Annotated in this window: 26 protein-coding genes; 10 read left to right on the plus strand and 16 right to left on the minus strand. The window is 69.8% G+C overall.

What is annotated here, in order from left to right:
* The first annotated feature begins 58 nt into the window (after positions 1-58).
* Positions 59-568: a DinB family protein gene (locus FE633_RS22480; protein ID WP_138046953.1), complete on the plus strand. Its 510-nt coding sequence runs from the start codon at positions 59-61 to the stop codon at positions 566-568.
* Positions 569-1181: 613 nt separating this feature from the next.
* On the opposite strand, the gene FE633_RS22490 is transcribed toward FE633_RS22480, so the two are convergent.
* The 7 genes from FE633_RS22490 to FE633_RS22520 form a co-directional block, all read right to left on the minus strand.
* Positions 1182-1682 carry a hypothetical protein gene (locus tag FE633_RS22490; protein ID WP_138046955.1) on the minus strand — a complete coding sequence of 167 codons (501 nt, stop codon included), beginning with the start codon at positions 1680-1682 and terminating at the stop codon, positions 1182-1184.
* A 201-nt stretch (positions 1683-1883) separates the two neighbouring features.
* Positions 1884-2567, minus strand: coding sequence for a uracil-DNA glycosylase (locus FE633_RS22495; protein ID WP_138046956.1), 684 nt, complete (start codon positions 2565-2567; stop codon positions 1884-1886).
* Positions 2568-2698: 131 nt separating this feature from the next.
* On the minus strand, positions 2699-4276 hold the full coding sequence (locus FE633_RS22500; RefSeq protein WP_138046957.1) for an ABC transporter substrate-binding protein: 1578 nt from the start codon (positions 4274-4276) through the stop codon (positions 2699-2701).
* A gap of 214 nt (positions 4277-4490) precedes the next feature.
* Positions 4491-5249: an SDR family oxidoreductase gene (locus FE633_RS22505; RefSeq protein WP_138046958.1), complete on the minus strand. Its 759-nt coding sequence runs from the start codon at positions 5247-5249 to the stop codon at positions 4491-4493.
* 17 nt (positions 5250-5266) lie between these two features.
* Positions 5267-6028 carry a 3-oxoacyl-ACP reductase FabG gene (gene fabG / locus FE633_RS22510; protein ID WP_138046959.1) on the minus strand — a complete coding sequence of 254 codons (762 nt, stop codon included), beginning with the start codon at positions 6026-6028 and terminating at the stop codon, positions 5267-5269.
* Positions 6029-6167: 139 nt separating this feature from the next.
* Positions 6168-6551, minus strand: a complete 384-nt coding sequence (locus FE633_RS22515; RefSeq protein ID WP_138046960.1) for a DUF3037 domain-containing protein — start codon at positions 6549-6551, stop codon at positions 6168-6170.
* A complete protein-coding gene (locus FE633_RS22520) occupies positions 6548-7360 on the minus strand; it encodes a HipA family kinase (RefSeq protein WP_138046961.1) in 813 nt (270 codons plus the stop codon). Before FE633_RS22520 ends, FE633_RS22515 begins: the two co-directional genes overlap by 4 nt.
* Before the next feature lie 253 nt (positions 7361-7613).
* Here FE633_RS22520 and FE633_RS22525 point away from each other — a divergent pair, with 253 nt between their 5' ends.
* Positions 7614-8084 carry a Rieske (2Fe-2S) protein gene (locus FE633_RS22525; RefSeq protein WP_138046962.1) on the plus strand — a complete coding sequence of 157 codons (471 nt, stop codon included), beginning with the start codon at positions 7614-7616 and terminating at the stop codon, positions 8082-8084.
* On the opposite strand, the gene FE633_RS22530 is transcribed toward FE633_RS22525, so the two are convergent.
* Positions 8077-8721 (minus strand): cysteine hydrolase family protein, encoded by a 645-nt coding sequence (locus FE633_RS22530; RefSeq protein ID WP_138046963.1) that lies wholly within the window; start codon positions 8719-8721, stop codon positions 8077-8079. The genes FE633_RS22525 and FE633_RS22530 overlap by 8 nt on opposite strands.
* A 145-nt stretch (positions 8722-8866) precedes the next feature.
* Here FE633_RS22530 and FE633_RS22535 point away from each other — a divergent pair, with 145 nt between their 5' ends.
* On the plus strand, positions 8867-9334 hold the full coding sequence (locus FE633_RS22535; RefSeq protein ID WP_138046964.1) for a pyridoxamine 5'-phosphate oxidase family protein: 468 nt from the start codon (positions 8867-8869) through the stop codon (positions 9332-9334).
* A 14-nt stretch (positions 9335-9348) separates the two neighbouring features.
* Here FE633_RS22535 and FE633_RS22540 read toward each other — a convergent pair whose 3' ends face one another.
* Complete coding sequence (locus FE633_RS22540; RefSeq protein WP_138046965.1) at positions 9349-10251, minus strand: LysR family transcriptional regulator; 903 nt, start codon at positions 10249-10251, stop codon at positions 9349-9351.
* 74 nt (positions 10252-10325) lie between these two features.
* Here FE633_RS22540 and FE633_RS22545 point away from each other — a divergent pair, with 74 nt between their 5' ends.
* Entirely contained in the window at positions 10326-11396 is a 1071-nt protein-coding gene (locus FE633_RS22545) for a DMT family transporter (protein WP_246113771.1), read from the plus strand.
* On the opposite strand, the gene FE633_RS22550 is transcribed toward FE633_RS22545, so the two are convergent.
* Complete coding sequence (locus FE633_RS22550; protein WP_138046966.1) at positions 11387-12718, minus strand: aminotransferase class I/II-fold pyridoxal phosphate-dependent enzyme; 1332 nt, start codon at positions 12716-12718, stop codon at positions 11387-11389. The two genes, FE633_RS22545 and FE633_RS22550, sit on opposite strands and share 10 nt — an antisense overlap.
* Positions 12719-12791: 73 nt before the next feature.
* On the opposite strand from FE633_RS22550, the gene FE633_RS22555 reads away from it, so the two are divergent.
* Together FE633_RS22555 and FE633_RS22560 are read left to right on the plus strand one after the other, a co-directional pair.
* Positions 12792-13466: a pyridoxamine 5'-phosphate oxidase family protein gene (locus tag FE633_RS22555; protein WP_138046967.1), complete on the plus strand. Its 675-nt coding sequence runs from the start codon at positions 12792-12794 to the stop codon at positions 13464-13466.
* The gene (locus FE633_RS22560; protein WP_138046968.1) at positions 13466-14098 is read left to right on the plus strand and encodes an FMN-binding negative transcriptional regulator; all 633 of its coding nucleotides are present in this window, start codon (positions 13466-13468) and stop codon (positions 14096-14098) included. Before FE633_RS22555 ends, FE633_RS22560 begins: the two co-directional genes overlap by 1 nt.
* Positions 14099-14204: 106 nt before the next feature.
* Here the strand turns inward: FE633_RS22560 and FE633_RS22565 are convergent, their stop codons facing one another.
* The 3 genes from FE633_RS22565 to FE633_RS22575 form a co-directional block, all read right to left on the minus strand.
* Positions 14205-15230 carry a DMT family transporter gene (locus FE633_RS22565; RefSeq protein ID WP_138046969.1) on the minus strand — a complete coding sequence of 342 codons (1026 nt, stop codon included), beginning with the start codon at positions 15228-15230 and terminating at the stop codon, positions 14205-14207.
* A 254-nt stretch (positions 15231-15484) separates the two neighbouring features.
* Entirely contained in the window at positions 15485-16495 is a 1011-nt protein-coding gene (locus tag FE633_RS22570; RefSeq protein WP_138046970.1) for an EamA family transporter, read from the minus strand.
* A gap of 154 nt (positions 16496-16649) precedes the next feature.
* Positions 16650-17183 (minus strand): Clp protease N-terminal domain-containing protein, encoded by a 534-nt coding sequence (locus FE633_RS22575; RefSeq protein ID WP_138046971.1) that lies wholly within the window; start codon positions 17181-17183, stop codon positions 16650-16652.
* Between the two features lie 319 nt (positions 17184-17502).
* Here FE633_RS22575 and FE633_RS22580 point away from each other — a divergent pair, with 319 nt between their 5' ends.
* Positions 17503-17931, plus strand: a complete 429-nt coding sequence (locus FE633_RS22580) for a type II toxin-antitoxin system Rv0910 family toxin (protein WP_138046972.1) — start codon at positions 17503-17505, stop codon at positions 17929-17931.
* Positions 17932-18040: 109 nt separating this feature from the next.
* On the opposite strand, the gene FE633_RS22585 is transcribed toward FE633_RS22580, so the two are convergent.
* Positions 18041-18664, minus strand: coding sequence for a PadR family transcriptional regulator (locus FE633_RS22585; RefSeq protein ID WP_138046973.1), 624 nt, complete (start codon positions 18662-18664; stop codon positions 18041-18043).
* Between the two features lie 188 nt (positions 18665-18852).
* On the opposite strand from FE633_RS22585, the gene FE633_RS22595 reads away from it, so the two are divergent.
* A complete protein-coding gene (locus FE633_RS22595) occupies positions 18853-19662 on the plus strand; it encodes a PhzF family phenazine biosynthesis protein (protein ID WP_138046974.1) in 810 nt (269 codons plus the stop codon).
* 49 nt (positions 19663-19711) lie between these two features.
* Here the strand turns inward: FE633_RS22595 and FE633_RS22600 are convergent, their stop codons facing one another.
* Positions 19712-20512 carry a CPBP family intramembrane glutamic endopeptidase gene (locus FE633_RS22600; protein WP_138046975.1) on the minus strand — a complete coding sequence of 267 codons (801 nt, stop codon included), beginning with the start codon at positions 20510-20512 and terminating at the stop codon, positions 19712-19714.
* Between the two features lie 190 nt (positions 20513-20702).
* Between FE633_RS22600 and FE633_RS22605 the strand changes: the two genes are divergently transcribed.
* Entirely contained in the window at positions 20703-22472 is a 1770-nt protein-coding gene (locus tag FE633_RS22605; protein ID WP_138046976.1) for a substrate-binding and VWA domain-containing protein, read from the plus strand.
* A 22-nt stretch (positions 22473-22494) separates the two neighbouring features.
* Here the strand turns inward: FE633_RS22605 and FE633_RS22610 are convergent, their stop codons facing one another.
* A complete protein-coding gene (locus tag FE633_RS22610; RefSeq protein ID WP_138046977.1) occupies positions 22495-24024 on the minus strand; it encodes a glutamate-cysteine ligase family protein in 1530 nt (509 codons plus the stop codon).
* A gap of 724 nt (positions 24025-24748) precedes the next feature.
* Here FE633_RS22610 and FE633_RS22615 point away from each other — a divergent pair.
* Positions 24749-25351: a hypothetical protein gene (locus tag FE633_RS22615; protein ID WP_138046978.1), complete on the plus strand. Its 603-nt coding sequence runs from the start codon at positions 24749-24751 to the stop codon at positions 25349-25351.
* Positions 25352-25409 lie beyond the last annotated feature (58 nt).

Raw genomic sequence — 25409 nt, forward strand, 5'->3', positions numbered from 1 at the left:
ATGCTGCGTCGCTGAAAATGCTGTGGTGGCGTTCCCCTGGTTCCGCAAGGATGCGGGGATGACAACTGAGCGCATACGCCCCTCCATCACCGGTGACGAACGGCCCATGCTGGAGCAGTGGCTCGACTTCCACCGCCAGACTCTGGCGATGAAGTGCGCGGGCCTGGACGACGCCCAGTTGAGGACGGCGTCCGTCGAGCCCTCGGAGCTGACGCTGCTCGGCCTCGTACGCCATATGGCCGACTGCGAGCGGAGCTGGTTCCGCCGGATTCTCGCGGACGACGACCCGGGGCCGATCTACTACAGCGACGAGGACCGGGACGGCGAGTTCCATCTCACCGAGACCGACACCTGGAAAGAGGCCCACGGCACCTGGCAGGCCGAGATCGAGATCGCCCGCCGCAACGCCGCGCGGTACGACCTGGACGACCTCGGCGTGGGCAAGGACCGGCAGGGCCGTACGTACAACCTGCGCTGGATCTACGTCCACATGATCGAGGAGTACGCGCGCCACAACGGTCACGCCGACCTGATCCGCGAGCGCATCGACGGGGTCACCGGCGACTGAGACGCCCCGGGCCGTTCACCCATGCGGGGCATACTCCGCTTGTCAGCTCCCCAAATCGAGCCGGACACAGCAAAGTTGCGCGGGTGCATCGAACGACGACCACCGCAACGCTCCTGGTCACCGTGGCTGTCTCGGCCGTCTCCGGCTGTGTGACCATCCAGCGCCCGCCCTCCCCCGGCGTGCCGGCCCCGCCCAGCCCTCCGTCGCAGGCACGCCCGGACGGGAGCGTAGAGCCACAGATCGTGCAGGCTCCGGCCCGCGAGGCGCTGGAACTGATCGGCCCGCCCCGCCGCCCTTCACCTCCGGTGACCCCACCCCGCCCGGCGACGTCCCCGCCCCCGACCACCCCCCAGCGCCGCACTCCCACGGCCCCACCGCAGTCCCAGAAGCCCCAACGCCCCGGGCCGCGCACGATCCCGGGCCCCCCGCCCCACACCGGCCCCACATCCACGGACGTATGCGCCCTGGGCCGAAAGTACGGCGGCTGGAGACCGGACAGCCCGGAGGCGCTCATCTGCGAGGACGCCCAGTTCCGTTGATCCCCACGGCCGGGTCCGCCACCCCGGAGCCCGTGGCCCTTTCCGCGCGGATCCACGGGCCGTGGCCGGCCTCCTCAACGGTCCGTGGCGGAGCCCGGCGACTCGCTCGGCGGGGCTTCGTTCAACTTCAGCTCCAGGCGCCCGATCGCCGCCCGGACCCCGTCGCCGTAGCCGTCGTCGGTCAGGGCGCCCACCGCGCCGCGGGCTTGGAGCAGGTGGTTGCGGGCGGCGTCGGTGCGGCCGAGTTTGGCGTAGTCGGCGGCGAGGTTCAGATGCAGCGACGGGTAGAAGGCGCGGAGCGCGAGCGACTGGCCTTGGTGGAGCTCGGTGCGTTCCTCGGCCGCCGACAGGGCGCGCAGGTCCCACGCGAGTTCGTCCGAGGGGTCGTCCTGCGCGTCGGCCATGTAGTGCGCGAGCGTGCACCGGTGGAGCGGGGCGCCGTCGTCGCCGATCTCCGACCACAGGTCCAGGAAGCGGCCCCGGGCCTCCTCGCGGTCACCGCCGTGGAGGAGCATGACGACCTGACCGATCCTGGTCATCACGGCGTCCGCCGCCTGTTCCTGTCGCTCCGCCACCGAGTCCTCCGCGCTTGTCCCGCCGACCGATCCCACCCGATCTCGACGCTAACGGCAGGCACTGACAATCCCGGTCAGGCGGCTCCGTACACCGCTGGGCCAGGCCGGTGACGGGCGGCCCGGCCCGGGACCACCGAGCCGGGCCCGGACGCGTCCACGCTCGCGTGCCCGGACGCGTCCATGCTCGCTCTCACGCTCGCGTCAGCCCAGATTCGGGATCCGCCAGTCGACCGGGGCGTGGCTCTGCCGGGCGATCGCCTCGTTGATCTGCGTGAACGGACGCGAGCCGAAGAACTTCTTGGCGGAGAGCGGTGAGGGGTGCGCGCCCTTGACCACGGCGTGCCGTCCCTCGTCGATCAGCGGGAGCTTCTTCTGGGCGTAGTTGCCCCACAGCACGAACACCGCCGGGTCGGGCCGGGCGGACACCGCCCGGATCACCGCGTCCGTGACCTTCTCCCAGCCCTTGCCCTTGTGCGAGTTTGCCTCACCGGCCCGGACCGTCAGCACCGCGTTGAGCAGCAGGACGCCCTGTTCGGCCCACGGCATCAGATAGCCGTTGTCCGGCACGGGGTGGCCGAGCTCCTCCTGCATCTCCTTGTAGATGTTGCGCAGCGAGGGCGGGGTCTTCACACCGGGGCGGACCGAGAAACACAGGCCATGGCCCTGGCCTTCGCCGTGGTACGGGTCCTGCCCGAGGATCAGCACCTTCACCCGCTCGTACGGCGTCGCGTCGAGCGCGGCGAAGACCTCCTCACGCGGAGGGTAGACGGGACCCTTCTCTCGCTCCTGCTCGACGAACTCGGTGAGCTCCTTGAAGTAGGGCTTCTGCAGCTCTTCGCCCAGGACGCCGCGCCAGGACTCGGGCAGCATGGCGGTGTCGGTCACGTGAACTTCCTCCGGTGTGCGCTCACTTCACGGCCGCAGAGCGCGCGGCCATGGGCGGCCGCGCCAGGCGCGGCCGCCGTCAGGGCACAGAACCTACAGGCGACCACTGACAGGCGGGCCCGAGGGCAGGGTTACCAGCTGGTCTTCCAGTACAGCTCCCACATTGTCATCATCGTCGCCGGGTCTATGGAGTTCTCGGCACCAGCGATCTCCTCGTTCGCGGCCGTGTGCTGCTTGCCCTGCCACAGCGGCAGCAGCCGGGCGTCGTCCACGAAGATCTGCTGAGCCTTCTCGAAATCCTTGGACACAGCACCACGGTCGCTCTGCCGACGCGACTCGGGCAGCAGCGTGTTCGTGATCTCGGGTGCCTCATACGGGGTGCCGAGCGCGTTCTGCTTGCCCACGAAGGGTGCGATGAAGTTGTCGGCGTCGGGGAAGTCGGGGTTCCAGCCGCGCCCGAACACCGGGTACTCGCCCTTCTGGTAGCCCGGTGCGTACGTCTTCCAAGGGCGGCTCTTGAGCTTGACGGTGAACAGGTCGGAGGCCTCGAGCTGGCGCTTCAGCTCCTCGAAGGCCGGCTTGGTCTGGGAGCCGTAGCGGTCGGTGGTGTACCAGAGCGTGAGCGGGACGCGTTCGGTGATGCCCGCTTCCTCGAGGATCTTCTTGGCCTTGTCCGCGCTGGGCTGTCCGAAGGTGTCGAAGAAGCCCGTGGTGTGGCCGACGAGCCCCTTGGGGATCATGGAGTACAGCGGCTCGACGGTGTCCTTGTAGACGTTGTGGGCGAGTGCCCCCCGGTCGATGACCTGGGCGACCGCCTTGCGGACCGCTAGCTTCCTGGACCACGGGTCCTTGGGATTGAACACCAGGTAGCTGATCTCGGTGGTCGGGCTCTCGATGAGCTGGAGCTTCTGCTCTTCTTCGTGGCCCTGGATATCCACGATGTCCGCGGCGCTGAGACCGCGGTAGACGACGTCGATCTGCTTGTTCTTGAGGGCCTTGACCAGCTTGGACGAGTCATGGAAGTAGCGGATGGTGACGGCGCTGTTCTTGCGGTCCGCGATGCCCTTGTATTTGCCGTTGCGGACGAGCTTCGCCTCTTTGCCGTCCTCGTAGGACTCCAGGGTGTACGGCCCCGAGCCGCTGATCTTGCCGTCCGTGCGGAGCGCGTCCGCGGGGTACTCCTCGGGGTCCACGATCGACATGGCAGGTGTGGACAGGACAAAGGGGAAGGTGGCGTCGGACTGGTTGAGGTGGAAGACGATCTCACGGTCGTTCTTCACCTCCACCCGGGCGAGACTGGTCAGCAGACCCGCGGGGCCGCCGTTGACGTTGATCTTCTTGATCCGGTCGATGGAGTACTTGACGGCCTGCGCGTCCAGCTTGTGTCCGTCGGAGAACTGCAGGCCCTCGCGCAGCTTGCAGCTGTACACCTTGCTCGCGCCGTCCGTGAACTCGCAGCTCTCGGCGGCGTCGGGCTCGGGCACGGACGCGCCGGTGGGGAAGTTCAGCAGGGATTGGTGGACATTGCGGAACAACTCCCACGAGCTGTCCCAGGAGGCCGCCGGATCCAGCGTGCTGGGCGCGCTGGTCGTTCCCACGACGATCGGCGCCCCGTCGTCGGAGGAGCCCGAGAAGAGACCGCATCCGGCGACCAGGGCTATGGACGTGATCGCCCCCAGCTGACGCAGGTATCTGTCCCGCTTGAACACGCGCACGCTCCTCGATCGGCCATACCACAAGGGTGGCCAGACGATACCGCAGTGCCCCGCCGGTCGAGCCAGAAAGGCCGGCGGGGCACTTGACATGCAGCGATGTCTTCTGTGTGAAATTTTTCGTTTACGGGTTCCTTATTGGGAAACTGTGCGGAACTTTTCCCGAACAATACGAATTTTCCTCAATCGAAGCCCGATGCGCGGACTCCGCTCAGCCGACCCCGGCGTTGAGAAAAATCCCGCCGTCGACGACGAGCGTCTGCCCGGTGATCCAGTCCGACTGCTCCGAGGTGAGGAACGCGGCGGCGCCCCCGATGTCCGACGGCACACCGAGCCGGCCGAGCGGGTAGGCCGCGGCCGCCTCCGCTTCGCGGCCCTCGTACAGAGCCTTGGCGAACTGGGTCTTGACCACGGCCGGGGCGATGGCGTTGGCCCGCACCTTGGGCGCGTACTCGTGCGCCAGCTGGAGGGTCAGGTTGATCATGGCGGCCTTGCTGATGCCGTACGCGCCGATGAGCGGCGAGGCCGAGACCCCGGCGACCGAGGAGATGTTGACGATCGCACCCCCGTTCTCGCCCTGCCAGGCCTTCCACGTCTGCTGGGCGAAGCCGAGCGCCGAGATCACATTGGTCTCGAAGACCTTGCGCGCGACATTGAGGTCCAGCTCGGCGATCGGCCCGAAGACCGGGTTCGTACCGGCGTTGTTGACCAGGAAGTCGACGCGGCCGAACGCCTCCATGGTGCGCTCGACGGCGGCGGCCTGGTGGGCCTCGTCGTGGGCTTTGCCCGCGACGCCGATGACGCGGTCGGCGCCGAGCTTCTCGACGGCTTCCTTCAGCGCTTCCTCGTTGCGGCCGGTGATGCACACACGGTCACCGCGGGCGACCAGCGCCTCGGCGACCCCGTATCCGATACCGCGGCTCGCGCCGGTGATGAGCGCGACCTTGCCCGAGAGTTCCACAGTGGTCATGTCCTTTTCCCCCTGGCCTAGTTGAGGGGTCCACCGGCAACGTACAGCACCTGGCCGGAGACGAATCCGGCGTCGTCGCCCGTGAAGAAGGCGATCGCGCCCGCGACGTCGTCCGGCCTGCCGACACGCTGCACCGGGATCTGGGTCGCGGCCGCGGCCTGGAACTCCTCGAAGCCCATGCCGACCCGGTCCGCGGTGGCCTTGGTCATCTCGGTGACGATGAAGCCGGGCGCGACGGCGTTCGCGGTGACGCCGAACTTGCCGAGCTCGTGGGCGAGCGTCTTGGTGAAGCCCTGCAGACCGGCCTTGGCGGCGGAGTAGTTGACCTGGCCGCGGTTGCCGAGCGCCGAGGACGAGGAGAGGTTGACGACCCGGCCGAACTTGGCGTCCACCATGTACTTCTGGACGGCGCGCGTCATCAGGAAGGCGCCGCGCAGATGCACGTTCATGACCGTGTCCCAGTCGGCGGCGCTCATCTTGAAGAGGAGGTTGTCGCGGAGCACGCCCGCGTTGTTCACCAGGATCGTCGGCGCGCCGAGCTCCTCGGCGATCCGCGTCACGGCGGCCTCGACCTGGGCCTCGTCGGACACGTCACAACCGACAGCGATCGCCTTGCCGCCGGCGGAGGTGATCTTCTCCACGGTGTCCTTGCACGCGGCCTCGTCGAGATCGATCACCGCGACGGCCCGTCCCTCGGCGGCCAGTCGTACGGCGGTCGCGGCGCCGATGCCACGCGCGGCACCCGTGACTACGGCGACGCGCTGCTCTGTGGTGGACATTGCTGGTTCTCCTCGCCCTTGAAAAGCCTGCGGCCCACGGTACGCCCTTCAGGTGAGCGACCGCTTAGTACCCTCAGCAGACGTGACGCTAGAAGCCCTGGCACGCGGTGTCAACGGCACAACGCGCAGGTGTGATCCATCACCGCACCAGCAGGTCGAGAAGCCGCTCAACCTCGGCCGCGGGATCCGCGGTGAGTCCAGTGTGCACAGGACCCGGCTGGACGACCGTCGAGCGGGGCGCGATCAGCCAGCGGAAGCGCCGTCCGGCATCGTCGCGCGCCGCCTGGCCCGCCGCCGCGCCCCCGGTGCAGACGCCCTCGACGGCTCGCAGCGCGGCCCGTACACCGGACACGTCCGCCTCCGGGTCGAGCGCCCGGAGTTTGACCTCGTCGAGATGCGTACGCGCGGCCACGAAGGACTGCGCGCGGCAGTACACGAGCACGCCCGCGTTGAAGCACTCCCCCCGTTCAATGCGCGGCATCACGCGCAGCAGCGCGTACTCGTAGACGTCACGCCCGCTCATTTCGCCCCCTCCTCGCGGATCTCGCGGGTCTCGCGGGTCTGGTGGATCTCGCTGAGTTCGCTGAGTTCGATGCGCTCGTGAATGGTGGCGGCACGCGCCACCAGCGGCCGCACGTACGCGCGCCGGAGCTCGTCGGCCGAGTCGAACCCCGGTTCGTCCGCCAGCCACGGATCGGGGATCTCGGCGGTCACCACGGCGAGCAGTTCCTCGGTGACCAGGGGCGCCAGCTCCGCGGCGGCGGAGTCGATGTCCGGGCCGAAGGGCGCGAGGGCATGGTCGGAGGCGTCGTAGGGCCTGGCGGCGGAGGCCTGTGCGCCGGGCCAGTTGTGGTGCCAGATCATGGTGGCGCCGTGGTCGATGAGCCACACTTCGCCTTGCCGGACAAGCATGTTGGGGTTCCGCCACGATCGGTCGACATTGTTGACCAGCGCGTCGAACCAGACGATCTTCCCGGCTTCTTCCGGGCTCACCCGATGCGCGAGGGCGTCGAAGCCGATCGCCCGCGAGAGGAAGTCCATCCCGAAGTTCAGCCCGCCGCTCGACTTGAGCAGCTCCTGCACTTCCTGGTCCGGTTCGCCGAGTCCGATGACCGGATCGAGCCCGATCGTGACCAGTCCGGGCACGCGCAGGCCCAGACGGCGGGCGAGTTCACCGCAGACGACCTCCGCGATGAGGGTCTTCCGCCCCTGTCCGGCGCCGCTGAACTTCATGACGTACGTTCCGAGATCGTCCGCTTCGACGAGCCCCGGCAGCGAGCCGCCCTCACGCAAGGGCGTGATGTAGCGGGTCGCGCTGACTTCCTTGAGCATCGCCCCAGGTTACTGGGGCGTTCCCCGTTCACCCTCCGCACCGAGCGGCGACCCACCTGATCACACAGGATGGCGTGATAGACACCAGCTCCGGCTGGATCTCGTTTTCATCAAGAAGTCACTGAACTCCTGAACGACCTGAACCACGCGGACGAAGAACCCGTACCCCCTGTTGGATCAACTGGATCAACGCACGCACGTCCGCACCAACGGACATCTGCACATCTGCACATCTGTGGAAGGGACCGCCACTATGTCCAGCGAATCGCTTCAGCCTGAGCCGGCGCTCTGTCGTCGCTCCCTCCTGGCGGCGCTCGGCGCGGCCGGTGTCGCCGCCACGCTGACCGCGTGCGGGAGCTCCGACGACAGCTCATCCGGCTCGTCGAGTTCGTCGAGCTCATCCGGCTCATCCGGCGGCTCATCCGGCGGCTCAAGCGGCGAAGCGCTGGCCAAGACCAGCGACATTCCGGAGGGTGGCGGCAAGGTCTTCGCCGACAAGGGCGTGGTCGTCACGCAGCCGACGGCAGGCGAGTTCAAGGCCTACTCGACGGTGTGCCCGCACGCGAAGCAGCGCGTGAACAAGGTCGCCAACGGCGTCATCACTTGCCCCGCCCACGGCAGCCAGTTCAGCGCCACGGACGGCGGGGTGAAGAAGGGGCCCGCGACCAGTGGGCTGACCGAGGAGAAGATCATGGTCGACGGAGACTCGATCATGCTCATGTGATCCCGCGCGGACGCTTGAAACAAGCCAGCACCTCGTCGGTGGTCGTGACGGTGGCCACCAGGGCGAGCGTGTTACGGACCATCGCGGGGGTGTAGTCGGAGGGCACCCCCGCGATGGCGTCCCTGGGCACGACGGCGGTGTAACCGCGGTTGACGGCGTCGAAAACGGCATTGGGGATGGCCACGTTGGCCGATACGCCGGTCACGATCAGTGTGCGGCAGCGCAGATTGCGCAGCAGCGCGTCGACGTCGGTGCCGGCGATCGGCGACAGGCCGTGCAGGCGGCGCACCACGAGATCCTCGTCCGCGACCTCGATGGGCGGTGCGACGCGCACGGCCGAGGTCCCCGACAGTTGCTGCACCGGCAGCCGTTCGGCCGCGCGGAACAGCCGGGCATTGTGGTTGGCACCGCGCCCGTCGGGGCGCCGCTCGGCGATGGCGTGGATCACCTGGACGCCACGCTCGTGGGCCGCGGCGACCAGCCGGGCCACTCGGATGAGCGCACCCGACGCCCTCGCCTCCTTGGCGAGTTCGGGCAGTGCGCTGTCCGGGCCGACGACGCCCTGCTGACACTCGACGGTCAGCAGGACCGTGGTCGCGGGGTCGAGCAGTTCGCTGAGCTCTTCGTACGACGGCATGGCTCCCCCTGTCGCTGGTGTGCTGCGGACCTGGTCGTCGATGGCCGGCGAGCGTAGCCACCATTGCGCGGGGGTGGAAGACGGCTCATGCTCTTTCTGACGCCGAGTCAGAAAAGTCTGACGCCGAGCCAGAAAGAGGGGACGTATGGCCGTCACTCAGCGCCGGGGGCGAAAGATCATGATGACGCCCGGCGAGCTGGACGAGTTCCTGACCACCCAGCGCACCTGCCGCGTCGCGACCGTCTCGGCAGACGGCGCCCCGCATCTGAGCACCCTCTGGTTCGCCTGGGACGGCATCTCGCTCTGGCTCTACTCGATCACCCGCAGCAAACGCTGGGCCGACCTGCGGCGCGACCCCCGTATCGCCGTCGTCGTCGACACGGGCGAGGAGTACGGCGAGCTTCGGGGCGCCGAACTCTCCGGCACCGTCGACTTCGTCGGCGAGGCACCCCGCACGGGCGAGCCCTGTCCCGAACTCGACGCGCCGGAGCGGCTGTTCGCCCGCAAGAACTTCGACATGGACGAGATGCCGCACGACGGCCGCCACGCGTGGATCCGGCTGACACCGGAGGCCGTGGCGTCGTGGGACTTCCGCAAGCTTGCCTCCTTTTGACGGCGGGTGGGCGGCTACTTGACGGCCGCCCCTGCCGTACGCAGCGCCTCGACCGCTGCCCGGATCGACGGGCGGCGGTCGGCGTCCGCGCGCCACACGGCGTACACATGCCGGCGGACGCGGTGGCGTACGGGGACGGTCCGTACGCCGGCCGGCAGCGGATCGCGTCCGAGTCGGGGCGCGACACACACACCCAACCCCGCCGCGACCAGCGCGAGCTGGGTGTGATGCTCCTCGGCGCGATGTGCGACGACCGGCTCGAAGCCCTTGGCGCGCAGGGTGAAGAGCAGCCACTCATGGCAGAACTCACCCTCGCCCCAGGTGATCCACTCGTCGTCCGCGAACTCCTCCAGATCCACCTCGGCCCGGCCGGCGAGCGGATGCCCGGCGGGCATCGCCACATCCGCGGCGTCGTCGAGGAGCGAGGCCTTGACGAGCCCCTCGGGCACGGGCAGCGGCTTGTTGTACCAGTCGAGAACGACGGCCAGGTCCAGGTCGCCGCGGATCACTCCGGCAACGGACTCCGCGGGCTCCAGCTCCCGTGAGCGGACCCGCAGGGCCGGATGGTCGGCGCACAGCGCGGCCAGCGCCGCGGGGAACAGCCCGCGCGCTGCGGTCGGAAACGCGGCGAGCCGCAACTCCCCGACCACCTGCCCGCGCTGCGCCTCCAGATCGGACTGAGCCAGCTCGACCTGCGACAGGATGCGCGCGGCATGGTCGGCAAGCAATCGTCCCGCGTCGGTGAGCCGTACACCCCGCCCGTTCCTGGCGACGAGCCGCTGCCCCACTTCCCGCTCCAGCTTGGACATCTGCTGGGAGACGGCCGAGGTCGTGACGTGCAACCCCTCGGCCGCCCCGCTCACCGAGCCATGCCGGGCGAGGGCGTCGAGGGTGCGCAGGCGCTCCAGGTTCAACATGTAAGCAATGCTACGAGATGGCGGACGAAAAATCTCGCTTGCGCTACGAGAATGTCTGCGTCATCGTGATCACCATGAGCGCCGCCGCCACACACCGCACCCCTCAGGCCCCGCCCGGGATCCCCGCACCGAAGCGCCGCCGTGCCTCCGGCCGCCGCACCTCCGACCGGCCCATCGTCCTCGACTGGCGCGTCCGCTTCGGTGTTCTCTCCCTGATCTGGGGCTTCAGCTTCCTGCTCATCAAGGTCGGCACACGGGGATACCCACCCTTCCAAGTCACCCTGGGCCGCCTGCTGTTCGGCACCCTGGTGCTCGTCGGCGCGATGGCCTGGAAGCGGGAGCGACTGCCGCGCGGGGCGCGGACCTGGGGGCATCTGGCGGTCGCGGCATTCCTCCTCAATGCCCTGCCGTTCTCACTGTTCGCGTACTCCGAGCTGACGATCCCCTCGACGCTGGCGGGGATATGCAACGCGACCTCGCCGCTGTGGGGCATGGCCCTGTCGCTGGTCGCCCTCTCCGAGGACCGGCCCACCCGGCGCCGGGTCGCCGGCCTCGGCATCGGCTTCCTCGGAGTGCTGACGGTGCTCGGTGCCTGGCAGGGCTTCCACGGCCTCGACGCCAAGGGAACGGCGATGGCCCTGCTGGCCTCGCTCAGCTACCCGATCGGCTGGATATACGTCCGCCGCACACTGGCAGGCTCCAGCCACTCCAACCTCTCACTGACCGGCGCCCAGTTGCTCCTCGCTACGGTCCAACTGACCTTCGTCACCCCGATGTTCACCTCACTGCCGGGTCGCCTCCCGGTGGTGCCGCTGCTCGCGATCGTCGCGCTGGGCGCGCTCGGCACCGGTCTCGCGGTCCTCCTCCAGTACGGTCTGGTCGCGGAGGTCGGTCCGACGACTGCGCAGATGGTCACCTACTTCATCCCGGTCATCGCCACCGCCGCGGGCGTCGCGATCCTCGGCGAGTCTCTGACCTGGTCGACACCGGTGGGCGCGGTCATCGTCCTGGCGGGTGCGGCACTCACACAGTCCAGGCCCAGTGCCTCCACGGCCAGGACTTCCGAGACCAAGGCTGCAGGGGCCAAGGCTGCCGGGACCAGGGTTTCCGAGGCCAACACCTCGGGCGGCACCGCTCACATATAACGGCGCGCGGGCGCCGGGTCCACGGCGGACGCGACCGCCTCCGCCAGCGGGGCGATGTCCTGCGGTGCGAGCGTCGAGACGGTGATCCGCAGGCCGGGCGGCGCACTCACCCTGAAGACGGCCCCCGGAGCGACGGCCCAGCCGGAGTGCAGCAGCCGCGCGACGGCCCCGGTCTCGTCCGGGACGGGCACCCACACATTCATCCCGCTGCGGCCATACGCCGCGACGCCGCGCTCGGCGAGCGCGCCGATCAACGCGTCACGCCGCTGTCCGTACGCCGCCGCCACCGCCCGAACGTCCACCGCACCGCTCGCCCACAACCGCACAACGGCCCGTTGCAGCAGCCGGCTCACCCACCCCGGCCCCAGCCGCTGCCGCCCCTGGACACGGTCGGCGGTGACGGGATCGCCGGTGAGCACGGCGAGCCGCAGGTCGGGACCGTACGCCTTGGCGACCGAGCGCACGAAGGCCCAATGCCGGGTGACACCGGCGAGCGGATGCAGAGGCAGATCGACGATGCGGTGGCCGTGGTCGTCCTCGATGAGCAGGGTCTGCGGATGCTCCTTCAGTACGGAACGCAGGGCACGCGCGCGCGTGGCGCTCACGGCTGCGCCGGTCGGGTTCTGCGCGCGGTCGGTGACGACCAACGCACGGGCCCCCGCCCGCAGCGCGCGCCGTACGTCGTCGGGCAGGGGGCCCTCTTCGTCGACACCCACCGGGACCGTCCGCAGCCCGAGCGCCGGGGCCAGGTCGAGCAGGCTGCGCCAGCCGGGATCCTCGACGGCGATCGCGTCCCCGGGCCTGAGGTGGGCGGCCAGCACGCGCTCGATGGCGTCGAGGGAACCCGAGGTGACGGTGACCGGCCCGTCCGGCACGCCGTCCGCGTCCAGGTCCGCGCGCGCCAGCCGCGCCAACTCCGGTTCCACGGCGGCCTCTCCGTAGAACACCGGCTCGCGGTCCGAGTGAGCCGCGGCCGCCGCGAACGCCTCGGCGAGTACGGGCAACAATGCCGGATCCGGGTTGCCGTCGGACAGGTTCCGGACCCCGGGCGGCACGTCCAGACGCGAGACCTCACGGGCCGTCGTGGCCGGCTTGGGGCGTACGCGGCTGCCGCGTCGGCCCGCGGTCTCGATGACCCCGCGCTCGCGCAGCGTGCGATACGCGGCCGCGACGGTATTGGGATTCACCCCCAGCCGCTCCGCCAACTCCCTCATGGGCGGCAGCAGTTGACCGGGCTCCAGCCCTCCGGAGCCCACCGCGCGCTCGACGCTCGCCGCAATCTCGGCTGCACGCTTCCCCTCGATCCGATACTCTCCTAGCACAAAGGAGATTATGCACTAGTGCAATATCGGGACGCAAGTGCAGACAAGAAGCCCAAGAGAGCTGGAGAGCACCATGACGGAGACGGCCCCGCGGCCCGCCGCCTACACCCCGACCGACCGCACCATCCCCACCCGCTCCCGTGAGCGCGCCTCGTACGACCGCGAGACGGTGCACTCGATCCTCGACGAGGGATACATGTGTCATCTGGGCTTCGTCCGCGACGGGGCGCCGGTCGTACTGCCCACGCTGTACGGCCGGGTCGGCGAGCGACTCTATGTGCACGGATCGACCGGTTCGCGCCCGCTGCGGATGGCCGGCCAGGCCGATCCCGGGCTCCCGGTCTGTCTCACCGTCACGCACGTGGACGGCCTGGTGCTGGCCCGCTCGGCCTTCCACCACTCGATCAACTACCGCTCCGTGGTGATACATGGCACCGCTCATCAGGTGACCGACCCCGAAGAGAAGCGCGAAGCCCTGGACGCAATCGTCGACCACGTAGTCCCCGGCCGCTCGTACGACTCCCGGCCCGCCAACGCCAAGGAACTGTCCGCCACCGCCGTACTCCGCCTCGACCTCGGCGAGGTCTCCGCCAAGTCGCGCACCGGCGGCCCGAACGACGAGCCCGAGGACCTCGGCCTGCCGCACTGGACCGGAGTCGTCCCGCTCCGCAAGGGATACGGCACCCCGGTCCCCGCCGACGACCTGGCCCCCGACGTCGAACTCCCCGACTACCTGACGACTCTGTGATGCTCATCCATCCCTGGGACGCGCCCCACGACGACACCGAGTGGCAACAGTGGCTCGCCGCCCACGACTTCGGGCAGCTCGCGGTGAACGGCCTGCCGGGCGATCCACCGCACGTCCAGCCCCTGCACTTCGCGTACGACTCGGGGCGCGGCGAGGTGATCGCACACCTCGCCCGCCCGAACCCGCTGTGGCCCGCCCTCGACGCGGACCCGGTCGTCACGCTGAGCGTGGTCGACGACTACGTGTACGTGCCCGGCCCCTGGCAGGCCCCGCCGGACGCGCCGCCGGAGCACGGCACGCCGACGAGCTTCTACACGGCGGTCCAACTCCGCTGCACCGCCCAGGTGGTGGACGACCCGGCCCAGAAGGCCGACCTCCTCAACCGCCAGCTCGGCCACTTCCAGCCGGAGGGCGGCTCCGCCCGGGCGACGGTCGGCGAGGCTCCGTACGGCCGCCTCCTCTCCGGGATCCGTGGCCTGCGCCTCCAAGTGACCGACGTACGGGCGAAGTTCAAGTACGCGAACCACAGGTCCGAAGAGGTCCAGGACCGCATCGTGGCCGGACTGGCCACGAGGGGCGGTCCCCGTGACGCGGCGGCACGTGACCACCTGCTGCGCCGACGCGGAGCATGACGCCGCGCCGGCGCGTGGGGCCGACACCGGGAGCCGGGAGGCGACCCCGGTCGCAGGGTGCCGGGGCGGGCTCGCAGAGCCGGCCCGCTCCGGCGTCACGCGTCCCTCAGGCCGGTACCCCTTCCGGCTCGGGCGCCTGCCGCGCGCTTCCCCCGCCTCCCCGCGCCTCCGCGAACGCGAGCCCGGCGACCGATCCGAGCATCAACAGCGTGCCCAAGAGCGTTGCCGCGCTCAGTCGTTCGCCGAGCAGTCCTACCGCCAGGACAGCCGCGCTCACCGGCTCCAGCAGCATGATCACGGAGACGGTGGCCGAGCGGACGACGGCCGCGCCCGCGAAGTACAGGGCGTACGCGAGGGCGGTGGGGATCGCCGCCACGAACGCCAACAGGCCGAGGACCAGGAGGGGTTCGGCGGTGTGCGGCACCAGACCCTCGGTGAGGCCGAACGGCAGCAGGCACAGGGTCGTGACGGCGAACGCCCCCAGGGTGGTGGCGGACGCGTCGGAACCGCCGTCACGCCCCCACCACCGGGTCAGCAGCGTCATCACGCTGTACCCGGCGGCGGACACGAGCGCGAGCGCGACGCCCCCGGGCCGCACCGTCGCACCCTCCCCGCCCAGCACGAGCACCGCGAGCCCGGCGAGCGCCCCGGCGACGGCGGCGGCACCACCGAGTCCGAGTCGCTCTCCCATGGTCAGTCGCGCCCCCAGCGCGATGAGCACGGGACCGGCGCCGAGCGTGACGACGGTGGCCACAGCCAGCCCGGTCACCTCGACCGCGGCGAAGTACGCGGTCTGGAAGGCGGCGAGTCCGAGTCCTGTGACGCCGATCCGCAGCAGCGTCGTACGACGACGCAGCGGTTGGACGGTGCGTGGCCGCAGCCGGGGGCGGGTCCACGTCCGGGTCCGGGTCCGGGTCCGGGTCTGGGTCCGGGTCCGGGTCCGCACCAGCCGGGCGGCGAGCAGCAGGACGAGTCCACCCGCGCAGCGCCAGAAGGACAGGGCGACGGGGCCCATGTCGCTCGTCCGGTAGACGAGCGAAGCGGCCGCGCCCGCGGTGCCCCAGGCGACACCGGCAACGGTCAGATAGAGAAGGCCTCGCCCGATGGGCAGGCCGGAAGCAGCATTCGACACGTGTTCTCTCCGCAGATACGCAGAAGTTCGGGAAGGATCCGCGTCGCGTGTCGTGCACGGAGTACATCAGGACACGTCAGAGCAGGTCAGAACACGTCAGAGCACATATGGGCACGTCAGCGCGGAAGATCCTCGGACTTCGTCCGCGGGCAGCACCGTTCGGCCCGACCGGCGGTCGGGCGTGGATTCCGGAGGGCCCGCCTCAGGCGGCGGGAGGGGGAAGAACGAGTGCCGTCGTATGCATGATCGGCAGCCTAGGCGGCGCTGCCCCGCGCCGACAACTCCCTTTCCGCGTCATCTCCACCACCCGCCACCGGCCCGTCCGGGACCTTGGCGGGCGTCGACGACTGCGCGATGAGGGCGCCGAGCAGCACCACCACGCCGCCGACGATCTGGGGCGCCGAAAGGTGTTCGCCGAGCAGGACCCAGGCGAGGACGGTCGCGATGACCGCTTCGAGGCAGGCCACGACACCCGCGACCTGAGGGGAGAGCCGGCGCACTGCAAGCACACCGGTGACATACGCGGCGACGGTGGCGACCAGCACGATCCAGGCCAGCAGGACCCCCGCGGCGACCGTCGTACCGTTCAGATCCGCGGCACCCCCGAGGACCGACCAGTCCATGCCCCACGGGCGTGCCACGACCGTCAGCACGAGCGCGCCGACGAGGAGGCCGTACGCGATGACACCGAGCGGGTCCGGGGCCTCCTCGCCCGCGTCGCTGCCCTGGTCGGACAGGACGAAGTAACCGACCTGGCAACAGGCCGCGCCGAGCGCGAGCAGCAGGCCGAGGAGGTCGAAGCCCAGCCCCGACCACACCTCGACGACGCAGGCGAGCCCGCCGACGGCCAGTACGACTCCCAGGGCGGCGGCGCGCGTCACCGGCCGCCGCTGTACGAACCGCACCCAGCCGAGGACCAGGGCCGGCGCGAGGTACTCGACGAGCAGCGCGACGCCGACGGGGATACGGGAGATCGCCGCGAAGTAGCAGGCCTGCACGCCGGCCACGGCGAGCAGGCCGAACCCGGCGAGCAGCGCGGGGCGCTTGAGCAGCAGTCCACGGTGGCGTACCGCCAGCGGGAGCATCACGAGGGCGGCGCCCGCGACACGCAACCACACCACGTGGAGCGGATCCAGGCCCGCCTCGATCAACGGCTTGGCCGCGACACCGGATCCCCCGAAGGCGACCGCCGACACGAGCGCGAGGCCCAGTCCGACGCTCCTCCCCCGGTTGCTCTGACTGCTCTCGGACGTATGCACCGGCACATGATGACAGGCGATGACATGAGCGTCACCATCAATGGCGCCTGTCTCAAGGACCGGAACGACCGGCGCACTGGAACAACCGGAGCAACCGGAGCAACCGGGACGGCCAAACGTGTCGACATGGGGAGCCGGCCCGTTGCGGGACCCCCTCGGCTCAGGCTTCGACGCCCCGCTCCACCGCGGCTTCCAGTCGCACCCGCAGCGCCCGCACGTCGACCCCCGCCCGCTCCAGCACCTCGACGGCCCGGGACTCGGAATCGGCGACGACGGCCGCGAACAGGTCGATACCGTCCGGGAGTTCACTGCCTCGCCGCTCGGCGAGCGCGCATGCCTTCTCCATGGCGCCGGCCGCCACCGGCGACCAGCCGTCCTCCCTTACGGCCCCCAGGGCGCCGGAGTCCTCGACGCCCCCCTGCCAGCGCAGCCCGTAGCCGATGCTGCGCTGTACGAGATATCCGAGCAGCCGTGCGACCTGCTGACCGCTGTCGAAGGCCGCGCGCACCTCGGGGTCGGACTCCAGAAGCGTATGCAGCAGATGGGCCGTGTCGATCTGCCGGTCCCCGTCCCGCAGGGCCCTTCTGCGCGCACCGGTGACCACCGCTGCCAGCGCCTCACTGATCCTGGCCTCGATGCTCGTACGGTTCAGGCCACGTTCGAGAGCCTGTTGCTGCGAAATGGGGAATTGCACATCCCTACCCCATCAGCCTCTTGGCGTCGGGTCATCCTCGGCTGGCAGCATTTTCGCGTCCAACACAGGGTGGGCAACCATGAGCGGAATCTCCTCCTTACGGATGACATCACGCCCTTGTTCCCCGCGCGGCGCGCGCCGCCTCGCCTTGCACGCCATGGGCGACCATGGGCCGCCACCCACGGCCGACGACGGGGTCAGGAGGACGTCTCGACACTTTCTGACGGTTCATCAGTATTGAATGTTCCAGGCCCTGCGGCTACGTTCCGCGACACCGTAGCTGCGCCAGGCGCAGCGCCCGAGGCGAAGAGGTGGTCGCATGGCCGAAGTCAGCGCGGAAGCACGCATCGAGGCGCCTGCCGAGAAGGTCTGGGCGCAGCTCACGGACTTCTCCTCCTACGGGGAGTGGAACTCCACCCACACCAGCTTCCCCAAGGGCGGCCCACAGACCCTCGAGGTCGGCGGCACCTTCGAGGAGCACATGAAGCTCATGGGCTTCCCCGCTGAAGTCGAGTGGACCATCGAGGAGCTGGAACCCGCTCGCACCCTGGCGATCCGCGGCAAGGGCCCCATGGCCGTGACAGTCGCCACCCGCTACACGCTCACCCCTGACGGCGAGGGCACGACGGTTCGTATCGACGGGGAGTTCACGGGCGCCGCCGTCTCGCTGATGGCGGGCAAGCTGAAGGACTCGGCGACGGCGGCCCTCGGTGAATCCCTGCGCAAGCTGGCTGGACTGGTGACATAGAGACACCTCCTCGCAGACTTAAGGGGGCACTTCGGTGTCGAAGTACCCCCTTGTGCGAGCCATCGGGCCATCGGGCCTTTTGACCGTCAGACCCTCAGCCCTCATCCCGTCAGTCCTCGTCGGCGAGGATCAGGTACATCTTCTTCCGGGCTTCGTTGATGACGGACAGCGCCTTCTCGCGCTGCTCCTTGCTGCCGGTCTTCCAGACCTGCCCGAACGCCTCCATCAGACCGAAGCCGGCCTGCCGGATGTCGTTCAGTGCCTCCCAGTCGACGCCACGCCCTGCCTCTTCCCAGGGCGCGTCGGGACCCTCGTCGGCCGCGGCGCGGCCGGGCTCGGTGAGCGAGAACAGCTTCTTGCCCCCCTCGGTCGCGCTGCTGATCAGACCTTCGTCCTCCAGCAGCTGAAGGGTGGGGTACACCGAGCCGGGGCTGGGCTTCCACGCCCCGCCGCTGCGCTCGGCGATCTCCTGGATCATCTCGTAGCCGTGCATGGGCCGGTCCTTCAGCAGAGCCAGGATCGACGCGCGTACGTCGCCGCGCCGCGCCCTGCCTCGTGGCCCGCCCCGGCCTCCACGTCCACCCCAGGGCCCCGGGCCGAAGCCCGGCCCGAAGGGACCGAAGGCGGCACGCCGCCCCTCGAAACCACCCTGCCCGTGAGGGCCGGGTCCGCCGTGGCGACGTCCAGGACCAGGTCCGAAGCCCGGTCCGAATTCCTCTCCATGGGAACGCATCGCAATCACTCCATTCGATCGTTGATCTGTCGCGATGCTTCAACGATATATCGGAACTGTTCGGCTGACAAGCCCCTGGCGAGCACGTGAGCGACGAGCAGGCGCGAGGCCCGTGCCGCGCCACCCAGGTCCACTCGCCCCGAATTGGCCTTGGTCTGCGAGGTCGGTCAGTGCCTAGCGTCTGCGGCATGCGGATTCGAATCGTCGACGCCTTCACCGACCGCCCCTTCTCCGGCAATCCGGCCGGCGTCGTCCTCCTCGACGCCTTTCCCGACGACACCTGGCTTCAGAACGTGGCCCTGGAGGTGAACCACGCGGAGACGGCGTTCGCCCACCGCCTCCCGGAAGGCGGCGAGGCCGACTGGGCGCTGCGCTGGTTCACCCCAGTCACCGAGGTCGCGATGTGCGGCCACGCGACACTCGCCACCGCGCACGTGCTGGCCTCCACGGGCGCCGCCACCGGCGCCGTACGGTTCGCGACCAAGAGCGGCGTGCTCATCGCCACCGCGAACGAGGACGGGTCCGTCACGCTGGACTTCCCGACCGCGCCGCTCACTCGGGTCGAGACCCCGGAGGGGGTGGCCGAGGCACTGGGCGCCGCGCCGCTCACCACCCATGACACCGGCCCGAACGTCGGCGACCTGCTGATCGAACTCGCCGACGAGAAGACCGTTCTGGGCCTCACCCCTGACCACAGGGCCCTCACCCGCTACTCCGAGCGCGGCATCATCGCCACCGCCCGTGCCGAGGACCCCTCCCGGGGCTACGACTTCGTGTCGCGCTGCTTCTTCCCGAACATGGGCATCGACGAGGACCCGGTCACCGGCAGCGCCCACACGGCCCTCGCCCCCTACTGGTCCGAGCGCCTCGGCCGCCCCGACCTCACCGGCCTGCAGGCTTCCCCCCGCTCGGGTCGTGTCCACACCGGAGTCCGCGGCGAGCGCACGTTGCTCACGGGCCACGCGGTCACCGTCCTCGAGGGCGAACTGCACGCGTGAACAGCACAGAGGGGGCGTACGGGAATGCCGCACGCCCCCTCCCGTCGGCTCAAGCCGTAGGCAGCCACCCCACCTTGCCCGCCAGCAGCGCGTACCCCACGAACGCGCCTATGTCGAGCAGCGAGTGGGCGACCACCAGGGGCCCGACGCGGCCCCACCGGCGGTACAGGAAGACGAAGACGACGCCCATCGCCATGTTGCCGAGGAATCCGCCGATGCCCTGGTAGAGGTGGTACGAGCCGCGCAGCACGGAGCTGGCCATCAGCGCGCTGCCCGGCGTCCAGCCCAACTGGCCCAGCCGGCGCAGCAGATACCCGACGACGATCACTTCTTCCAGCACGGCGTTCTGGATGGCGGAGAGGATCAGCACCGGGTACTTCCACCACACGTCGGGCAGCGCTTCCGGCACGACGGTGAGGTTGAAGCCGAGTCCGCGGGCCGCCAGGTAGAAGGCGATCCCCGTACTGCCTATCACCGCGGCGATCACCGCGCCTCGCCCCAGATCCAGCGCCGGGCGAGTGCGGTCGAAGCCGATCGTGCGCAGCCCCCGCCCCTCACGCAGCAGGAAGTGCGCGACGAGCGCGACCGGTACCAGCGCCGTCGTGATCCCGAACAGCTGCCAGGCCAGATCGAGCCATGGACGGCCCGGTGCCTCCGAGGCGTTCAGCGTGGCCGCCTGATCCTTCAGGCCCCCGGGCTTCGTGACCGACCCCACAAAGCTGATCAGCGCGGATACTCCGCTCGCCCCGAGCGAAAGCCCGAGAACGAGCAGCGTCTCATCGCGGAAAATTCGCCGCGCCGGCCGCTCCGTAGGAAAAGAATCGGCCACCGGCCCGTCCTCCGCCTTCACACCTGCCTCCAGTTGAGTAATCCCGTCTCGTCCCCATCTCCGCCCCGCTAGGGTCTCGAAAGAAGTTACGAAGATCGTGCGCGACAGGCCGTTGTGGGGACGGACGCCATACGCGGCGTACCTCCCTTTCCTGCCATGGCATACGGCCACCTCAAGGCTCAAGGCTCAACCAGGGAGGGGCACCACCGCCATGGGACGTCACAGCTTGCCCGACCGGTCTGCGAGGAGTGCAGTCGCCCCCCGTCCCCGCGCGCGGCGCCGCCACGCGGCGATCGCGACGGCCACCGTGCTCGCGGTGGCCGCGGGCACGGTGGCGGCCGTCCAGGGCGGACTGCTGTCCTTCGGATCCTCCTGCCAGGGCGGCGAGGTACGGGTCAAGGTCGCGGCCGCCCCGGCCATCGCCCCGGCCCTCGTGGCCGCGGCCGACTACGCGCACCGCCACGAAGTGACCTCCGACGGCCGCTGCCTCGACGTCCGCGTGACCGCGCGTGAGGCGTACCAGGTCGCGGACGCCCTGCGGTCGAAGGCGACGAGCGACACCGACTTCGAGGTGTGGGTGCCCGACTCGGATCTGTGGGTGCACCAGATCACGGCGGACACCAGGGCCGAGCCGGTGACGCAGGTGGGCAACATCGCCTCCACGCCGGTCGGCGTCGCCATGATCCCGTCGGCAGCGAAGTCGCTGGGGTGGCCGAACAAGACGTACACCTGGACCGAGCTGGCCGACACGGCGATGACGAGCGACCGACTGAGGCTCGGCGCGGGCGACCCGGCGCTCAGTGCGACCGGTCTGCTCGCCCTGACCCGTCTGACCGACGCCGCCGAGCGGACGAAGGACGGCGACACCCGGGCGGCCGCGATGACGAGGGCCCTCTCGCAGCGCACGGCCGAGACCGACAGCCGGCTCCTGGCCACCCTGCCCCGCGATCTGTCCGACACCGAACAGGGCGACCCGCAGCGCAATCAGGCGCTGATCCTCTCCGAGCAGGCGGCGTTCGCGTACAACACGGAGGCGGACAGCGGCGACGACCTGGACCTCTTCTATCCCGAGGACGGTTCGCCGCGGCTCGACTACCCGTTCGCACTGATCGACGAGAACAGGCTGACCACGGACCAGAGCCGGGCAGCGCTGCGCTTCATGACTCTGCTCGGCGAGGCCGACGGACGCGAGATCCTCGGGAGACACGGCTTCCGCACGGCGTGGGACGAGACGCCGGAGGCGCTGGTCACCCAGGCGGGCGGCCGTCCCCCGCAGCCGTACGGCGAGACGGCGGCCGAGCCGGCCCGGGAGAAGGATGTCCAGGAAGCCCTCGGCCTGTGGACGATCACGGTGCAGAGCGACCGGATCACCACGGTCGTCGATGCCTCCGCGTCCATGGCGAAGCCGTTGCCGGGCACCGACCGGTCCCGGATGGACGTGACCAAGGCATCACTGCTGCAGGCCCTGGCCACGTTCACCGCGGACGACGAGATAGGTCTGTGGAAGTTCTCCACGAGGCTCGACGGAGACCGCGACTACCGTGTCCTCGTGCCGACCGAGCAGCTCGGTGACCGCAAGGGCGATGGCACCCAGCGGGACAAACTGTCGGCGGCTGTCAGAGACCTGGAACCTGTCCCTGATGGCCCCACCGGCCTCTACGACACGACGCTGGCGGCGTACCGGGCGGCCGTAGCCTCGTACGGGCAGGGGAAGTTCAACGCGCTGGTGATCCTGACCGACGGGGTGAACGAGGACCCCGGCAGTATCTCGCGGTCCCGTCTCATCACCGAGCTCCGGAAGCTCGCCGACCCGGAGCGCCCGGTGCCGCTGATCGCGATCGCCGTGGGCCCGGACGCCGACAAGGACGAGGTCGACCAGATCGCGAAGGCGACGGGCGGCTCGGGGCACCAGATCAGCGACCCCGCCCAGATCCACTCGGTGATCCTCAAGGCCATCGTGCAGGCGGCCCGGCAGAGTTGACCAAGAGGCGATCAAGAGGTGATCAAGAGGCGATCAGCCCAGCGGTCGCCGGCTCCGGTAACCCCACCGGCCAGGTGTGCACCGGCTCACCGAGGTGCATCAGCTCGCAGTAACGCTTTGTCGTGGCGGCCAGCGCGGCATCCCGTTCCATGCCCTTTTCCAGCGCCCGGTGGAACGTACGGGACTGCCAGGACGCCCCGTTGATCCGCCGTTTGCACCGCTCCTCGATCACGCCGAGGTAGAGGTCCCGATCGGCCGGCTCGACGCCCCACGCCTCCAGGCCCGCCGCCGCGAGCGGCAGCAGCTCGTCCCGCACCAGTTGCACCGCGGGCACCCGGGTGGTCCCGCCGTACCGGCCGCGTCGAGGCCACTCCAGTTGCGCGTCGATGCCGTACCGGCACGCGTGGTCGAAGTTGGCGGCGGCGGCCTCGAAGGGCAGCCGAGTCCACACGGGCCGGGCCTCCTCGGAGAGGGCGCGCACGAGTCCGTAGTAGAAGGCCGCGTTGGCGATGACGTCCGTGACGGTGGGGCCGGCGGGCAGCACGCGGTTCTCGACCCGCAGATGCGGGACGCCGTCGTCGATGCCGTACACCGGGCGGTTCCAGCGGTAGATGGTGCCGTTGTGCAGCACGAGCTCACCGAGCCGGGGTGTTCCGCCCTCGTCCAGGACGGGGAGCGGATCCTCGTCGTCGCAGATCGGCAGCAGCGCGGGGAAGTAACGGAGATTCTCCTCGAAGAGGTCGTACGCCGACGTAATCCACCGCTCCCCGAACCAGGTGCGCGGGCGGACACCCTGGGCCTGCAGCTCGGGCGGTCGGGTGTCGGTGGACTGCAGGAACAGCGGGGGCCGCGACTCTCTCCAGAGCTCACGGCCGAACAGGAACGGCGAGTTGGCGCCGATCGCGATCTGTGCGGCGGCGATGGCCTGCGCGGCGTTCCACACGTCGGCGAAACGGCCGGGCGTGACCTGGAGGTGCAGTTGCACGGAGGTGCAGGCGGCTTCCGGAGCGATGGACGCCGAGGTACAGCTCAGCCGTTCGACACCGTCGATGTCCAGGACGAAGTCCTCGCCCCGGGCAGCCACGATCTGGTCGTTGAGCAGGGTGTAGCGCTCCACGTCGGAGAGGTTCGCGGAGATCAGGTCGTCGCGTGCGAGCGTCGGCAGAATGCCGATCATCACGATTCCCGCGTCGACCTCGTTCGCTTTCCGATGGGCGTAGGCGAGTGAGGTGCGCAACTCCTCGGCGAGCCGGTCGAAAACCCGGCCACCCAATCGATGTGGGGCAATGTTGACTTCCAGATTGAACATGGCGAGTTCTGTTTGGAAATCCCGGCTCGCGATGCGTTCCAGTACTTGCGCGTTCATCATTCGCGGCATGCCATCGGGGCCCGCGAGATTGAGCTCGATCTCCAGGCCCATGAGATTCTTGGGGCGGTCGAACCGCTTCTCCGTCAGCAGCCGCGCGAGCCCCGCCAGGCACTGCTGGAGCTTGCTGCGGTAGCGCTGCCGATCGGACAGACCGAACGGCCCTGCCACGACCTTCTCCCCCATCCAAGCATCCCTTCTCGCGTGGGCAGCCCGACGAACCGGCCGCTGGTGTCCCGGGTCACGAGGGATGATGCCCAGGCAATGTGATCGATAACGCCCCGGGCAGCCCCTCCAGGCGCTACGCTGGACCCAGTTTGCCCAGGAGGCACATTCACGCGGCATGGGGCAGTTCGCAGTTTTGCCGAGTGACGATCTCGCGTCTGACGAACTGCGATGTCGTGAAAAACGCCGACGACATTCGGCCGACCGTTTCGGAGACGTATTCCGAGGTCACGGCCGGGTTCCCACGGAGAATCGGGACCAAACACACCTATCGGCGTCCAAATTGCCTCTTGCTCTTAATGTGCGGAACAGCTAGCCGAAACACGTTCTGAACACGTGTCGTATAAACTCCGCGAACGAGGCAGAGAGTTGGCGCTCGCGGTCGTGGATCCTGCCGTCACAGTGACGTCATTCGCCGAAGGGCGAGCCGCGGGGCGTCTGATGCGTACGGTCGCAAGGCGACGGAAGGTCCTTGATGCGCCGAACCGGGTCGAACATCGTCGAGACCGGGGAAGAGCCGCCAGGGTTTGCCGCCACCACGGCGAGCGTGCGCACCGGGCGCCGCGCGACAGGCGGAGCGGTGACCACGGGATCAGGACCCCCGCCCCTCTGACCCGAGAGCTGACAGCGTCGTCCGCCCCCGCCCTCGCGCCCCTTTTGCCTGTCGAATGAGAGGCGACCCACCATGCCGCTGCATGTCCCCCCTGCTCCCGCGCCCGCTTTGCGCACCGTCCTCACGGCCCTCGGTTCACCCACCGCCGTTCGCGAGGCACGCACACCGTCCCTGCGCAGCGCCACCGGACCCGCGACTCCCGATCTCCCGCTGCCCGTCCATGTGCTCGACCGGATCAACCCGGCCGGCGCCCCGGCCACCCGCCTTGCCGGGTGGCGCTTCCTCATCCGCTGCGGTGAACGTGCCGTGGCCGCCGCCGAGACCAGGCTGACCCCCGACGGCTGGGCCTTCTCCCACTTCTTCGAGGGTCCGTACGTCGCCGCCACCGAACGCGCGCTGCGCCAGGCCGAGACCATGACGCAGTCGTACCAGGCGCGCCTGCTCTCCGTACCCGAGCTCTACATGCTCACGCTCTGGCTGCACGGCGACTGCACCGCCGACAGCGCCGAAGGCCATCCCGCCGCCACCGATCTGCTGGTGCCCCTCGCGCCCGCCCCGCCCGGTATCGCGGCGCACCGCCCGCACCGCGTGGCCGAGCTGCTGCCCGTGCTGAACGACCGGCTCACACCCGCCCCCGCTTCCGCCCCCGCCCCGCTGCTCGGCTCACCCGCCTGAGCGCACCACGGTTTCCGTGCCCCGCGGCCCCACCCCGGCCGTGGGGCACGCCGCTGCG

This window comes from Streptomyces montanus (assembly GCF_005786655.1).
In the GTDB taxonomy this organism is placed as follows: Bacteria; Actinomycetota; Actinomycetes; order Streptomycetales; family Streptomycetaceae; genus Streptomyces; species Streptomyces sporangiiformans.